Raw genomic sequence first — 14,523 nt, forward strand, 5'->3', positions numbered from 1 at the left:
GAATTAATCAGTTATAATTAATATATTTATTATTTATATAATGAGTGATATGAACAAAATTAAAACCTTAAAACTTTGCAACGTCAGATAACTATTGTGAGTGTTTTTCAAAGTGTTTTTTAAAATTAAAACACAAAATAATGATAATCAATTATTTATGATTTTGCAACCTTCATTACTCCTTGCGACATTCTTTGTAAATAAACCCTGTTTTGGTGATAACTTACTCTTTTTTACCTCATAAAAAAATGGCTTTTGCTTTTTTATCAGACAAAAGCCGTTGATTGATTTTTTTATAAGTAATATGTCAAAAAAGTATGATTTTTGGGTTGCAAAAAATTAAAAGATAATAGAAGAAAAAGTGGATTGGAAGGGTGCAGAGCAATGGGCTTTTGATATGTGTTTTTTTTTAAGAATCTAAAAAAGCAACGCATATCATTATATGCAAAGGGCATCAGGTCAATTTTGACGGAGTACTTATTTATATTTTATATCCTGTTTTTTTTTGAAGGTTTTAAATGTTCTGTTTTTGTGTATTTTATTCATTTTGTTTCTTTGCTTTGCGAGGGTGTAAGGTGGCTTTGCAAAGGTGTAACCTGACATTGTTTCAGTGAAACGCGGCTTTGCGAGGGTGTAAATGTGCTTTGCGAGGGTGTAAATGTGCTTTGCGATGTGTGTAACCTGACATTGTTTCAGTGTAACCTGACATTGTTTCAGTGTAACGCGGCTTTGCGAGGGTGTAAATGTGCTTTGCGAGGTGTGTAACCTGACATTGTTTCAGTGCAACCTGACATTGTTTCAGTGCAACCTGACATTGTTTCAGTGCAACGCGGCTTTGCGAGGGTGCGAGATGGCTTTGCGAGGGTGTAAATGTGCTTTGCGAGGTGTGTAACCTGACATTGTTTCAGTGCAACCTGACATTGTTTCAGTGTAACGCGGCTTTGCGAGGGTGCGAGATGGCTTTGCGAGGGTGTAAATGTGCTTTGCGAGGTGTGTAACCTGACATTGTTTCAGTGCAACCTGACATTGTTTCAGTGTAACGCGGCTTTGCGAGGGTGCGAGATGGCTTTGCGAGGGTGTAAATGTGCTTTGCGAGGTGTGTAACCTGACATTGTTTCAGTGTAACCTGACATTGTTTCAGTGCAACGCGGCTTTGCGAGGGTGTAAATGTGCTTTTTTCGTGTTTTGTGCAGATGTTGTGCTTATATTCTCTTTCTTTAATCTTTCTTTAATCCGTATCTCGCTATCCAAGCTATAATTTTGATACCTGCCAGCAGACTGCCTTTGAACGTACCCGACACTTTGGAAACTCCTATGCGTCTTTTGTAACGTACAGGCACTTCGCGGCAACGCAGAGCATGGCGCAGTGCTTTAAGTTGCATTTCTATCGTCCAGCCGTAGGTGCGGTCTTGCATGTGCAGTTGCAGCAGCGAGCGATACAATATAGCCCGAAAAGGTCCTAAATCGGTGAAAGGAGATGAATGAAAAAGGAGGCGCATCAGCGAAGTGGCGAGCCAGTTGCCAAATATTTGCTGTGGCGTGAGCGAAGCGGCTTCGCGGAGGTGTGCGGCGCGTGCACCTACTACAAAATCTGCCGTATTTTCTGCTATGGGCGCAACCAACTCCTCCATATCTTCGGGAAAATCCGAAAAATCGCCGTCTAAAAAAACAATAATATCCGCCTCATTGTGCCATTGCTCCACATATTTCAAAGCAGCCATACAAGCATAACCGTAGCATTTGCGAGCTTCGTATATGACCACTGCTCCCTGTGCGGCGGCTTCGGCGGCGGTGGCATCAGTAGAGCCGTTGTTGGCAACTATCCGGCAATCTACCCAAGCGGGTACGGCAGCGAGCACTTTGCCGATAGCTGCTGCTTCGTTGAAAGCCGGAATGATTACGACTATTTTTTTTCCTTTCCACATATATTATTTTATCAAATTGTATTTTAATACTTTTTTTCGCTTTATTGCATTTTTGCCACAGGAAAATCTACAAAATTTTTCAAGCAAAAATAAAAAGAATTACCTTTGTGCTTCTGAAAAACAACCCTAGCCATACCATACAAAAAATATGTTAGCACTTGTCGTTTTATCTATTTGTGGCATTCTTTCGCTTTTTATCGGTTTTGTCAATAAAAAACTCCTTCTGCCCTTTGCGCTCATAGCCTCCCTGCTGGGATTGGGTGCTTTGGCAATAGAGTGGCAGGGGATATTGCCATTTTTCAGTGCTTTCAACAACAATATGTTGTCTATGAACACGGCAGCTAATTTATTTAGTGCGGTTATTTTGTTGTCGGCTTTTTTTATTTTTCCTTTTGTAAAACGCTTTGCGCAATTTCATGAATCCCAAGCGGCGGAATATTATAGTATTATGCTGTTTTCGTTGGTGGGGGCTTTGATGATGTGTTCGTATGAGCATTTGCTGATGCTGTTTTTGGGTGTTGAAACGCTGTCTATTTCGGCGTATGTGCTGGCGGGCTGCGACAAACGCAATCTGCTTTCCAACGAAGCGGCTTTGAAATATTTTTTAACAGGTTCTTTCAGTACGGGCATCTTTTTGTTTGGCGTGGCGATGCTCTACGGAGCTACGGGGAGTTTTTCGCTTTCGGGTATCCAAGCGAGCATTGCGGCGGGGGCGGCAGAAACGCACCTGCTGGCAGTGGGTGTATTGTTGTTGGCAGTGGCGTTGCTGTTCAAAGTATCGGCGGCTCCTTTCCATTTCTGGACTCCCGACGTGTACGAAGGTGCGCCTACGGTATTCACCGCATTTATGAGTACGGTGGTAAAAACGGCGAGTTTTGCGGCATTTTATAAATTATTTGCGGGTACTTTTGGCAGCATTTCGGCAGAGTGGCAGCCCTTGCTGATGGCGGTGAGCTTGCTCACTTTGTTTGTCGGTAATGTTACGGCGGTGTTTCAGAATAGTTTTAAACGCATGTTGGCGTATTCGAGTATTTCGCATGCGGGCTATTTGTTGTTGGCGTTGTGTGCTTTGGGCACTCATTCGCAATACAGCATTTTATTTTATACGTTGGCATACAGCTTGGCGAGTATAGCGGCTTTCGGCGTACTTATCAGCACGTTGGGCAATCATCGTGTAGAAACTTATGACGATTTCAACGGGCTGATGGAGCGCAATCCTTTTTTGGCAATAGTGCTGGCAGTGGCGATGCTGTCGTTGGCGGGTATTCCGCTCACGGCAGGTTTTATGGGTAAGTTGTTTGTGTTTATGAATGTATTGGAGCAGCACACCATTATTATATTGGTTTTTGCCGTATTGATGTCGGCGATGGGCATTTATTATTATTTCAGGGTTTTGTTTGCTGCTTTCTTCAAAAAAGCCAGTCCTTCTCAGAGTTCGGCACTTTCGTTAGATGCCTCTGTACAATGGAGTTTAGCTATTCTTACTTTGCTCACTTTGGCATTAGGCATAGCTCCGGGTTTATTTTCTCGTTTGTTTTTTTAGTATTTTTAATAAAAATAAAAAAGCGCACATTTTATCAATTAAAATGTGCGCTTTTTTTTAATATCCTTAAAAAGAAAGACTGTTTTTATGGTTGCCTGTTTATTTGGCGCGACTCAATAAATAGCGGGTGATAAAGATGCCTTGTGCTACACCTTCGCTGGGGCTTTGAACGCCTGTGGCTATATTTTCTATTTCCCAGCCCTCGGTAATAAGAGCATTGAGTTTGTTCAAAATAGCATTGTCGTTTTGTTTGATATTGCCGAAGTTGATACCTACTAAGCTATAAAAATTTTCCAAATCCTGTTCTTGCTGAGTGCCATCGGGCAATGTGACAATCATACGCGAACGTCCCAATCCGCCCGGAATAATAGACTCTACGGTGGTTACTTGCATGAGTTGTTTGGGGCTTCCTTGCGCAAAGGTTTCTGTATAAGAAAGGCACAGAAAGAAAAAGGCAACAAAAAATTTAGTCATAAATTGAAAATATAAATTATTGAAAAAATCTACAACGTTTTGTATAAGGTGCTGCTTATGCGTATTTTTGTGCAAATAATACGATATTCTTATGACCCCAAAAGTACAGTTTTTCTTTTTGTTGCTGTTGTTTTTTTTCATATTTGTAGGCTATGTAATACTCGTGCGTTTGCCGCGCCGCCGCTTGGCTGCCCGCAGTCGTATTGCACAACAATTTGAAACCAACAAAAGTCGCTTACAAACACTCGAAACCTCCGTGGCAGAAGGCGGTACGGTATTGTCGTTGCGCCAAAAAAACGGCGAATTATTTTCGGTGCTGCCCAATCAGTTGGTAGCTATTATCCGAGAAAATCAAGCAACCTGCAACATATACATATTGGATTTTTTTGGCATTAGCAATACAGTTTTACCACTTGCATTTGAACAAGCGGTAGAAGATGTCCGGCATTTAAAGCAAATGTTGCTGATGGACACTGCCATTATCAACATCAAAGCCATTACACACTTACAAGCCGTATCCAAAGGATATGAAATACAAGTGGCAGGAGTACCGCAGCCTTTGTTGTTGTATAAACCCAAACAACGCCAACAATGGGAGCAATGGCTGTATGAACACGCGATTATAGAAGAAACTTTGCAGCAATGATTGAGATTGTTTGTAAAATGATGTGCATCATTTCATTATACTATTATATTTGCTCTTTCGTTATCCAATAATTGATGTTGTTTTTTTTGGGGAGGTGTTATTTTTTTTATCACAAAATAAAATACCTTAAAATAATACTCATCATCATTAATAAATTCATCATTATTCTATTTGCAGGCAGTTATGAAACTATTTCCCAATATCAAACTAAATCGTGAGTTTTTTACCAAACGCCTACATACCAAATATCATTTACTGATTTTGGATAAAGAAACTTTGGAAGAAAAGATTTCTTTTCAGCTCACTCGTATGAATGTGTATATTGTTGCCAGCACCATTTTTGTAGTATTGTTCGGGCTTATTTTTTCGTTGCTGGCATTTACGCCATTGCGCGAGTACATTCCGGGCTATGCCGATGTGGGTATGCGCAAAGATATTCTACAACTCAACAGCACCGCCGATTCTTTGAGTGAAGTAATTCAGATGCAAAATCAGTTTATCAATAATTTGCAGATGGTACTCAATGGTGAAGATATGGATAGCGTGCAGTTGCAGATGCTGGCACAGGATATGGATCAGGAGGAAACCGCCAAAAGCAAGAAAGTCGCTCATAAAGATGTTCAGTTGTCGCATAAAACATCTAAAGACGACTCTATTTTGCGCGATAAAATGGAAAAGGAGGAAATTTATGCCATCACACAGCAGCAGGGGGTGTCGCCGGCTTCGCTGATGAAACAACTCAGTTGGACACCGCCCGTGGAAGGGCTTGTTACGAATACCTACAATATAGGCGGCAATCACTGGGGTATTGATATGGTGGCAAAAGAAAAAGAACCCATCAGAGCAGTGGCAGACGGACGTGTGATATTTTCGGCGTGGACTTTGGATACCGGAAATGTAATTGCCATACAACACGACAGCAATTGGATTACTTTTTATAAGCATAATTCGGAGTTGCTCAAAAAAAGCGGGGCTACGGTGAAAGCGGGCGATGCCATTGCCATTATCGGAAATAGCGGCGAACTATCAAGCGGGCCTCACCTGCATTTTGAAATGTGGCACAACGGCAAACCCCAAAATCCGGCAGAATATTTCAATTTTTAATCATTTGAAATAAACTGAATACTTGTAATATTTCTTTATTGTATTATCTTTACCCCTTCATTAATACCAATATTATTGGTTTATTTATTGATTTTTTTTATTCACCACCTCACTCTTTTTTATGTTCGGCTCTAAAAAAACAACTTCTGCCAATGGCGAAAATACTGCATATATGAGCAGTAATCCTGCCTCGGCTGCCAACCGAAATCTCATATCCAAAGGAACTAACATAGAAGGTACTATTACATCTGACGGGGCTATTCGCATCGAAGGTACCTTTTTGGGTAAATTGGATTCCAAATCAAAAGTAATTATCGGCGATTCCGGTTATATTAAAGGCGATATTATATGCGAATCTGTTGATATTGAAGGCACTTATGAGGGTACACTCAATGCCAGCGGTATTTTAACCCTCAAAAGTACCGCTAATGTAAAAGGTGATTTGACTTACGGAAAATTGGTGATAGAACCAGGAGCCATCTTTAACGGCACTTGTAATATGAATGATAAATCTTCCAATACCTATAATACTACGCCTCTTGCAGCAAACTCCTAAAAAATTCCGCAAGCCTATACCTAAAAAAGGTATAGATAAATTTTTTCGTTTTTCGGCTCTCGGCACTCAAATGTTCGGTATTATTTTGGTATTTACTTATGCCGGAATGAAGCTCAATGAATATATGCAATGCAAAAAACACTACTATACAGCAGCATTGGCGTTGGTGGGCGTTATTTTGGCATTGGGAGTGGTAATGAAAGAAGTGATAGATTATAAGCAGGATATAGACGACGACCCTCCCGCCGATATATCTCAATAATTTTTATAATAATATACTTTAAGTAAGTAATCAGGAATGAATAATTAATTATCAGTTATAAATTAATACAAATATCTGATTATCAATAATTTTTATCAACTTACAAATACAAACTAATTTCAAACAAATACGCACGTTTGATTATATTTTTCCATGTGGCTTTCTATACAGCGTAATCTTTTTTTTGTGTCGGTGGGTGTAATGCTATTGCTGTCGGCTACAGAATATGCAGGGTGGTTGCAAGGCGCAACAGCGTTTTTTGCTTGGGCTGCTTTGTTGTTTTTGTGGCTGTATAGCGTTGCTGTCTTTATGATACCTTCATTCTTAAAACTGACTCCGCAAAGCAAATATTTCACACACTATATGTTGGTAGTTTTATTTGCCAAATTTTTTCTGTCGGCAATTTTGATACTCTTGTATATTTCTTTGGCACACCCTACCGACAAATGGTTTGTAGTGCCGTTTTTTTTGCTTTATACGCTCTATACTGTTTTTGATGTGTATCAACTGATACAGTTGAGCCGCCGTGCTTCCTCCTCCGCTTCTGTATGACCCAACATCGCCTTTTAAGTCCACAAGAACGACAGTTATTAGCACAGCATGTTCCCGCCGCCGCCCTTGCACAGGTAGTGGAGTGGGTAGAAAATTTAGATTTTCATCTGACTATCAGTCGCTCGCGACACAGTAAATTAGGCGATTATCGTGTGCCGCGTGGTATCCGTCAGCAGCACCGCATTTCGGTCAATGGCGACCTCAACCCCTACGCCTTTCTTCAAACCCTCGTACACGAAATTGCGCACCTGCTCACTTGGCAACAATATCGGCAAAGTGTAGCACCGCACGGCAACGAGTGGAAACAACAGTATGTGGCTTTGATGCAACATTGTTTAGAACAACAATTTTTTGCGCCCGATTTAGTCCCTTTTATTCAGGCACATTTGCGCAGCCCTGCCGCCGCCTCTTGCAGCGATACCGCCCTGCTCCGTGCGATGAAACAATATAATTTTCAGCCGCCGACAGAAAAAGGGGAAATCCATATAGAAGATATAGCTCCGCAGACCCTGTTTTTGTACAGGCGAAAAATGTATCGTTTGGAGGAAAAACGCCGCAGCCGTTATTTGTGTACAGAAATTGTAAGCGGGCGCAAATTTACCTTCAGTGCTTTGGTGGAGGTGATTACAGTGCCGCAGCCTTAAACAGAGAAGTATCTGTTTTTTATCAATGCTACAAATAACCTTTTTGTACCAAATAATCTGCTAATTGCTCGGCTTCATCTTCAAGATCGTCCAATGTAATATTGAAGTCGGCATTATCCGATATCGTATGAATACGATACTGCGAAGATAAATCATCGTGTTGCTGTACCGCTTCTGCAACTAATACACCCGCAGGTGTATAAAACAAAAAGTTGTTCAGTTCCTCTATATCTTGTGTAATTTTTCCTCTTTGATACCTGCCTATCAGCACATTATCTTGCCGGATATTGTTGTCGGATATATGTATGTCTTCATCGGTATCGCGCTGTATCAATATGATTTTAGTGTGGCTGCCGTTGCTCACCGAATTGAGCAATGCCTTTTCCATCACTTTGGAATAACGCGGCGGATAATTCATCAAAAACCGTTTTTCGCCTTCGGGATTAACAGAGCCATCAGGAAGCACCAATTCATATTCTGCCACCAAACGCTCTATTTTCAAACCTAAATACATCTGTAATTCGGCTTGCGCACCCGACTCCAAAAACAAAAAACGGTAATAACATAAATCATCGCCTCCTTTCATATTTTCAATACAATCATACGGAACATCTATCAGAGGTTTGCCTGCCAAATTACATACAGTATATTCGCTCACCAAAAACTTTTTACGGGCTTTGAGCAAGCAGTAAGGTGTACCTGCTTTATAAACGGTGTCTCTGCTCCGCACTACGGTGCCTTGTTTTTTAGAAGCCTCCACCAAAGCCAAATGTTGTTCTAATTCCATTTGTTGGAGTTTCTGCTCTTTTTCTTTTTGCTTTTGTTCTTTTTTGGATTGTGCAAAAATAGTGGAAGTGGCTGCCAGCAAAAGTAGCGAAAGGAATAGTATTTTTTTCATCCTCTTTTTGTTTGAAAAATAAAAAAATGAAACTATGTATTTTAATATCAGTTGTAAATAAATAAAATCTATGCATGTTTACAAAAAAACATACATAGATTAAAGTCATTTTTTTAAAAAAACAATCTATTAAGCCGCTTGCTCCTTAGCGCGTTGCTTTTCGGCGTAGGCGGTGGCGGCTTCTTGTACCCAAGCTCCCTCGGCGGTAGCGCGGCGGCGGTGTTCCATTCGTTGCTGATTGCATATTCCATTGCCGCTGATTACATCATAAAACTCTGCCCAGTTAATTTCGCCATACTCATAATGTCCGGTTTCGGGATTGTGGTGCAATTTTTCATCGGGAATGGTAAGCCCTAAATAATGGGCTTGTGGCACTACCCTGTCCACAAAACGTTGCCGCAGCGTGTCGTTGCTTTCCCATTTTACACGCCACCCCATCAACTCGGCACTGTTGGGCGAGTGGGTGTCGCTCGGTCCAAACATCATCAAAGAAGGCCACCACCAGCGATTGATGGCATCTTGCGCCATTGCTTTTTGTTCGGGTGTACCCAATGCCAAAGTCATCACAATTTCATAACCTTGTCGCTGATGAAAACTCTCTTCTTTACAAATGCGTATCATGGCACGGCTGTAAGGACCATAAGATGTGCGCTGCAACATCACCTGATTGATAATTGCCGCACCATCTACCAACCAGCCAATAGCTCCTATATCTGCCCACGACAAAGTGGGATAGTTAAAAATACTGGAATATTTGGCTTTGCCGTCCAAGAGTTGTTGTTCCATTTCTTCGCGCGACATACCCAAAGTTTCGGCGGCACTGTACAAATACAAACCGTGTCCGGCTTCATCTTGAATTTTTGCCAACAAAGCGGCTTTGCGGCGCAACGAAGGAGCACGAGTAATCCAGTTGCCTTCGGGCTGCATACCGATAACTTCGGAATGGGCGTGTTGCGACATCATGCGCAGCAATTGCTTGCGATACCGCTCCGGCATATAATCTTTCGGCTCTATTTTTATATCGGCAGCGATTTTATCGTTGAATATTTGTTCGGGATTGATGACGTTGCTCATAAAAAAATATGAAGAATGGATTAGGCATTCTTTATTGTGTAAAAATAACAAAAAAATGCAAAATTGTTTAGTTTTTCTATTGCAAAATATTTTCCAAGCGTTGCAAAAGCTCATCTACCTGCTCGCGGGTATTCTTTTTGGAAAAAGAAAAACGCACTGCCACGCAATCTGTCGGCACATTGATGGCTTGCAGCACATGAGAGCGTTGCTCTACACCCGAACTGCAAGCACTGCCGCCCGAGGCACAGATGCCCGCAATATCCAAATTCATCAGCAAAAGGTCGGTTTTATATACCGGCGGAAATGCGACATTTAATACAGTATAGAGGCTACTGTTTCTCCAGTCGGTATTAAAGATAAGTTGCGGAAATTTTTGTTCCAACTGTTCCGCCAAATAATTTCGCAAAGCCGTAACATATTCGCGGTCTTCTTCCAAGTGTGTATAAGCCACTTCTACGGCTTTGCCCAAGCCCACAATACCTGCTACATTTTCGGTGCCTGCCCGCATGTTGCGCTCCTGCGAGCCGCCAAAAATCATCGGCGAGATGTGGAGGCGGCTGTTGATATACAAAAATCCTACACCTTTGGGTCCGTGAAATTTATGCGCCGAAGCACTCAAAAAATCAACCGGAGTACGTTGCAAATCAAAGGTATAATGCCCGAAAGTCTGTACAGTATCGGAGTGTAAGTAAATGCCGTTTTCGGTGCAGAGTTGCGATATTTTTTTAAAGGGCAGCATCGCCCCTATTTCGTTGTTGGCGTGCATCAGGGATACCAAAGTGGGAACACGGTTTTCATCAGTCGTAATCCATTCTTCCAATACTGCCAAATCCACTCGCCCCCATTCGGTGAGTGGCAGGGTTTTTACCTCCACATTCCACGCCTGCGCCAAATGCTCTAATGTGTGCAACACACAATGATGCTCTGTCGGCGAAGATATAATACGTTTTACGCCCAAATCGCGCACTGCTCCCAACAATGCCATATTATTGGCTTCAGTAGCTCCCGAAGTAAAAAATATTTCGGAAGGCGACACGTTGAGATGTTGTGCGATAACTTTGCGAACTTTTTCAATAGCACTGCGTGTCTGGCGACCCAAAGAATGAATAGCAGAAGGATTACCGAAATGTTCCTTTAAATAAGGCAACATTGCTTCGAATACTTCCTCGTCCAAAGGTGTGGTGGCTGCATTGTCAAAATAAAGAATAGAAGGGCGCATAAAATATCTTTTTGTGTATGATTTTAGCGCACAAATATAAAAAAAATGCCCGAAATAATCTAAAAATTGCGAATTACTTAGCGTCCATTATACGGCTGCGAAACGACCATTCAAATTCAAAATGTGCCACCTCCTCGCCCTGCGCATCAATGCCGATGGTAGCTACGCGCACCGCTTCCCAGTTGCCGTGCTGCTGCGCAGTAGCAATGGCATGCCAGATTTTATGACTGTCGCGGCAAGTAAAACGTATCACCCCCTTTGCTTTTTTGCTGAACTGAGCACTCATTCCTGTTACTAACATAGAAGCCGGTTTCGGATTATTATACACTGCCGCAAATGCAGGAATACCGGTAGATAATTCTGCTGCCATCGCCAATACTGCAAAATAAACGGACTGAAAAGGATTTTTATTCAAAAATTTATAAGGCACTGTCACTACGGTTTGCATTTCATCAAATTGCTCCACCCGCAAACCAGCCAAAAAAGCCATTGGCAATTGTGTGAGCAAAAATAATTTATAGGTGACAGTGCGTGTAATTTTCTTTTTAAATGCTTCTGCATTAGGGTTCACTTCAAGTAGCATGGCGATATTATTTTTATTTTAACACAGCAAAAGAACACATTTTTGAGCATAAAATCACAAAATTTTGTTGTAAATATGCTATAAAATTCAAATTTATGAAGTGGTCGGATAAAATTATGTCTAAAAAAGTAAAAAAAATTTTTGCAAATAAAAATTACGGTATAAATTTGCACCGCAATTAACGGATTGCTCAATGGTGTAACGGTAGCACTACAGTTTTTGGTACTGTCTGTCTAGGTTCGAATCCTGGTTGGGCAACTTTAAAAAAGCCTTTCAAAACACTTGAAAGGCTTTTTTTGTTTTTTATCTTTTATTTTTGTTTGATTATGATAATGCATCCCTGGCACGAAATAGCAAGCGGCGAACAAGTACCCGAAATACTCAACGCCATTATTGAAATACCACGCGGCTCTGTTGCCAAATACGAAATAGATAAGGCTTCGGGGCTGATAAAATTAGACCGTGTGATGTTTTCGGCGGTGCATTATCCTATCAATTACGGTTTTATCCCACAAACGCTCGGCGACGACGGCGATCCTTTGGATATATTGGTGCTTTCGCAAGTGGCTACTGTACCTTTGTGTTTGGTGCGCTGCAAAGTTATTGGATTGATGCAGATGATAGACTGCGGAAAATTAGACGATAAAATCATCGCCGTAGCCCTCAACGATGCAAGTGTGAGCCATATTGAGCATATTGACGATATTCCGCTGCACTATAAAATGGAACTGAAAAACTTTTTTGAAGACTATAAAAAATTGGAAAATAAAACGGTAGTTGTTGATGAGTTTCAAGGGCGCGATGCCGCTTTTGCAAGCATACAGCACAGCATTGAGTTGTATCGCCAACAATTTGGCAAATAATAACTTTCTTTCTGCCGCTTTATAAAAAAAGGTATATGATTTCAAAAAAAATGAAATATGCCGTAAAAGCTTTGTGCTATTTGACAAAAAACAGCAACAAAGAAACAATGGTGCGCACCATTGAAATAGCAGAATCTGAAAATATCCCCAAAAAATTTTTGGAACAGATTTTACTGGAACTCAAAAAAGCCCGTTTGGTAAACAGCAAACAAGGCAATGTGGGTGGGTATTATCTTATCAAAGATGCGGCTCTCATCAATCTCGCCGAATTATACCGCCTCTTTGAAGGACCTATTGCGCTGCTGCCCTGTGCCTCCGAAACCCGCTACGAATCCTGCACCGACTGCACCGACGAACAGCACTGTGCCATCAAAAAAGCCGCTCAAAAAGTGCATTACCAAACCCTCAACGCTTTGGCACAAATCTCTATTGCAGAATTAGTAGAGAAATAATTTTTTATCAAAAAAATCCTACTTTTATCGCATAGTAATAGCAAGTATGCTTGCTAAGATGCCATATAAAAGTTATATGTTTTTGAAATATTGAGATTATTCCACCCCCCCGTTTATTATTTTTTCTTTTTAATGAAAAGGATTATAACCCTATTTTTTTGTATAATTGTTACACAACAGGTTAATTCTCAGACTTTTAATGCAGCATTGGCTACTATGCTTCAGGATACGCTGAATACTTATGTAAGCCAAATTACTAATATTAAGGGTATGGAAGCCTCTGTCTATATACCCGGACAAGGTATGTGGACGAGTGTAACAGGCAATTCATATACAGGACAACCCATTACACCCGATATGCGAATGGGAATTGCCAGCAATACCAAATTATTGGTAGCTACGGTGATGCTGATGCTCGCCGAAGAAAATGTATTGAGTTTAGACGATTCTTTGAGCGATTGGCTACCGACTTATCCCAATATTGACCCCAATATTACCATCAAACAATTATTAAACCATAGCAGCGGCATCTCCGACCCTCTTTTTGTGTCGCCTTGGATGGATACTATTATGGCTCACCCCACACGCATATTTACGCCCGAAGAAGTGATAGGTTGGGTAGGTGCGCCGCTTTTTACGGCAGGAACAAACTTCGGATATTCCAATATCAATTATATTTTGGCGGGAATGATTGCTCAACAAGCGACCAGCTATCCTATTTCGCAGCTGATACGCGACCGTATTTTGAATCCTTTAAATATGAATACTACCTTTTATGATATACAAGAACCCGAAAACGGAACGATTGCGCATCGTTGGTGGAATAATGTAGATTATAATGATACTTCAAGGGTAGGATTGAATACTGCCGGAGGCTGTGCGGGAGCCGTTTTTTCTACATCAGCAGATATGGCACAATGGTATCAAGCCTTGTTTAACGGAGGACTGATAAGTCAGGCATCGCTGAACCAAATGACAACCTTTATTCCCACAAACAGCCCTACTTATCAATATGGGTTGGGGCTATCCCGCGAAACTGTTCAGGGAAAAACATATTGGGGGCACGGTGGAGCAACTTGGGGCTATAAAAGCAAAATGATGCAGGACTCTTGCTTGGGCGTATCGGTATGTGGTTTAGCCAATTCTTTTCCGGCAGGTATAGATGCGGTTACTTTTTTGTTATATCGCGTTGTCAAAAATCATATTCCCGGCTGTAGCGGTGCAATCAACGGCACAACTTCAATTTGTTCGGGTACTGAGGGGGTGGTATATTCCGTGCCGTCTATTCCTAATGCTACCTCTTATAGTTGGACTTTGCCCTCGGGAGCTACGGGAACAAGTACAGACAATACAATTTTGGTAAATTTCGGAGCAGAAGCTATATCAGGAAATATTATAGTGCGTGGAATAAATAATTATGGAGCAGGCGGCTATGCTCAATTATTTGTTACCGTACAGCAGCCCCCCAATCCGATAATTGCACAAAACGGAACTGTTGTGTCTTTTGCCAATGTTTGTGAAAATGGCATATATACTTACTCCGTACCTTTTGTCAATGGACATAGCTATTTATGGACAATTACAGGCGGCACTATTATTAATGGGCAAGGAACAAACACGATAAATGTACAATGGAATAATGGTACAGAGGGCGCAGTGTCGTTGCAGGTAAGCGTAGAGTAAGAATCCTTTTATATAAACATATTTATTGGGTGTTTTGAAATAAAA

Annotated in this window: 16 protein-coding genes and 1 tRNA gene; 11 read left to right on the forward strand and 6 right to left on the reverse strand. The window is 41.2% G+C overall.

The window, feature by feature from the left end; genetic code table 11:
• Window positions 1–1,217: 1,217 nt before the first annotated feature.
• A complete protein-coding gene (locus tag IPL35_00330; GenBank protein ID MBK8441935.1) occupies window positions 1,218–1,925 on the reverse strand; it encodes a glycosyltransferase family 2 protein in 708 nt (235 codons plus the stop codon).
• A 148-nt stretch (window positions 1,926–2,073) separates the two neighbouring features.
• Here IPL35_00330 and IPL35_00335 point away from each other — a divergent pair, with 148 nt between their 5' ends.
• Window positions 2,074–3,468 (forward strand): NADH-quinone oxidoreductase subunit N, encoded by a 1,395-nt coding sequence (locus IPL35_00335; protein ID MBK8441936.1) that lies wholly within the window; start codon window positions 2,074–2,076, stop codon window positions 3,466–3,468.
• A gap of 99 nt (window positions 3,469–3,567) precedes the next feature.
• Here IPL35_00335 and IPL35_00340 read toward each other — a convergent pair whose 3' ends face one another.
• The gene (locus tag IPL35_00340) at window positions 3,568–3,942 is read right to left on the reverse strand and encodes a hypothetical protein (GenBank protein ID MBK8441937.1); all 375 of its coding nucleotides are present in this window, start codon (window positions 3,940–3,942) and stop codon (window positions 3,568–3,570) included.
• Between the two features lie 91 nt (window positions 3,943–4,033).
• On the opposite strand from IPL35_00340, the gene IPL35_00345 reads away from it, so the two are divergent.
• From IPL35_00345 to IPL35_00370, 6 genes are all read left to right on the forward strand, one after another.
• A complete protein-coding gene (locus tag IPL35_00345) occupies window positions 4,034–4,588 on the forward strand; it encodes a hypothetical protein (GenBank protein ID MBK8441938.1) in 555 nt (184 codons plus the stop codon).
• A 183-nt stretch (window positions 4,589–4,771) separates the two neighbouring features.
• Complete coding sequence (locus IPL35_00350; protein MBK8441939.1) at window positions 4,772–5,692, forward strand: M23 family metallopeptidase; 921 nt, start codon at window positions 4,772–4,774, stop codon at window positions 5,690–5,692.
• A gap of 172 nt (window positions 5,693–5,864) precedes the next feature.
• Window positions 5,865–6,248, forward strand: coding sequence for a polymer-forming cytoskeletal protein (locus tag IPL35_00355; GenBank protein ID MBK8441940.1), 384 nt, complete (start codon window positions 5,865–5,867; stop codon window positions 6,246–6,248).
• Window positions 6,232–6,510: an AtpZ/AtpI family protein gene (locus IPL35_00360; protein MBK8441941.1), complete on the forward strand. Its 279-nt coding sequence runs from the start codon at window positions 6,232–6,234 to the stop codon at window positions 6,508–6,510. Before IPL35_00355 ends, IPL35_00360 begins: the two co-directional genes overlap by 17 nt.
• Window positions 6,511–6,663: 153 nt before the next feature.
• Entirely contained in the window at window positions 6,664–7,062 is a 399-nt protein-coding gene (locus IPL35_00365) for a hypothetical protein (GenBank protein ID MBK8441942.1), read from the forward strand.
• Entirely contained in the window at window positions 7,059–7,706 is a 648-nt protein-coding gene (locus IPL35_00370) for a SprT-like domain-containing protein (protein MBK8441943.1), read from the forward strand. The genes IPL35_00365 and IPL35_00370 overlap by 4 nt, the downstream gene beginning before the upstream one ends.
• Before the next feature lie 28 nt (window positions 7,707–7,734).
• On the opposite strand, the gene IPL35_00375 is transcribed toward IPL35_00370, so the two are convergent.
• The 4 genes from IPL35_00375 to IPL35_00390 form a co-directional block, all read right to left on the reverse strand.
• A complete protein-coding gene (locus tag IPL35_00375) occupies window positions 7,735–8,604 on the reverse strand; it encodes a hypothetical protein (GenBank protein ID MBK8441944.1) in 870 nt (289 codons plus the stop codon).
• Between the two features lie 129 nt (window positions 8,605–8,733).
• The gene (gene paaA / locus IPL35_00380; protein MBK8441945.1) at window positions 8,734–9,678 is read right to left on the reverse strand and encodes a 1,2-phenylacetyl-CoA epoxidase subunit A; all 945 of its coding nucleotides are present in this window, start codon (window positions 9,676–9,678) and stop codon (window positions 8,734–8,736) included.
• Between the two features lie 76 nt (window positions 9,679–9,754).
• The gene (locus tag IPL35_00385) at window positions 9,755–10,897 is read right to left on the reverse strand and encodes a cysteine desulfurase (protein MBK8441946.1); all 1,143 of its coding nucleotides are present in this window, start codon (window positions 10,895–10,897) and stop codon (window positions 9,755–9,757) included.
• A gap of 73 nt (window positions 10,898–10,970) precedes the next feature.
• Complete coding sequence (locus tag IPL35_00390) at window positions 10,971–11,480, reverse strand: DUF4442 domain-containing protein (GenBank protein MBK8441947.1); 510 nt, start codon at window positions 11,478–11,480, stop codon at window positions 10,971–10,973.
• A gap of 187 nt (window positions 11,481–11,667) precedes the next feature.
• On the opposite strand from IPL35_00390, the gene IPL35_00395 reads away from it, so the two are divergent.
• The 4 genes from IPL35_00395 (at window position 11,668) to IPL35_00410 (ending at window position 14,478) form a co-directional block, all read left to right on the forward strand.
• Window positions 11,668–11,738: transfer RNA gene (locus IPL35_00395), tRNA-Gln, on the forward strand.
• A gap of 71 nt (window positions 11,739–11,809) precedes the next feature.
• Entirely contained in the window at window positions 11,810–12,343 is a 534-nt protein-coding gene (locus tag IPL35_00400; protein ID MBK8441948.1) for an inorganic diphosphatase, read from the forward strand.
• Window positions 12,344–12,378: 35 nt separating this feature from the next.
• Window positions 12,379–12,795 carry an Rrf2 family transcriptional regulator gene (locus tag IPL35_00405; protein MBK8441949.1) on the forward strand — a complete coding sequence of 139 codons (417 nt, stop codon included), beginning with the start codon at window positions 12,379–12,381 and terminating at the stop codon, window positions 12,793–12,795.
• Between the two features lie 207 nt (window positions 12,796–13,002).
• Window positions 13,003–14,478: a beta-lactamase family protein gene (locus IPL35_00410; GenBank protein MBK8441950.1), complete on the forward strand. Its 1,476-nt coding sequence runs from the start codon at window positions 13,003–13,005 to the stop codon at window positions 14,476–14,478.
• The last annotated feature ends 45 nt before the right edge of the window (window positions 14,479–14,523 follow it).

This window comes from Sphingobacteriales bacterium (assembly GCA_016711285.1).
In the GTDB taxonomy this organism is placed as follows: Bacteria; Bacteroidota; Bacteroidia; order Chitinophagales; family UBA2359; genus JADJTG01.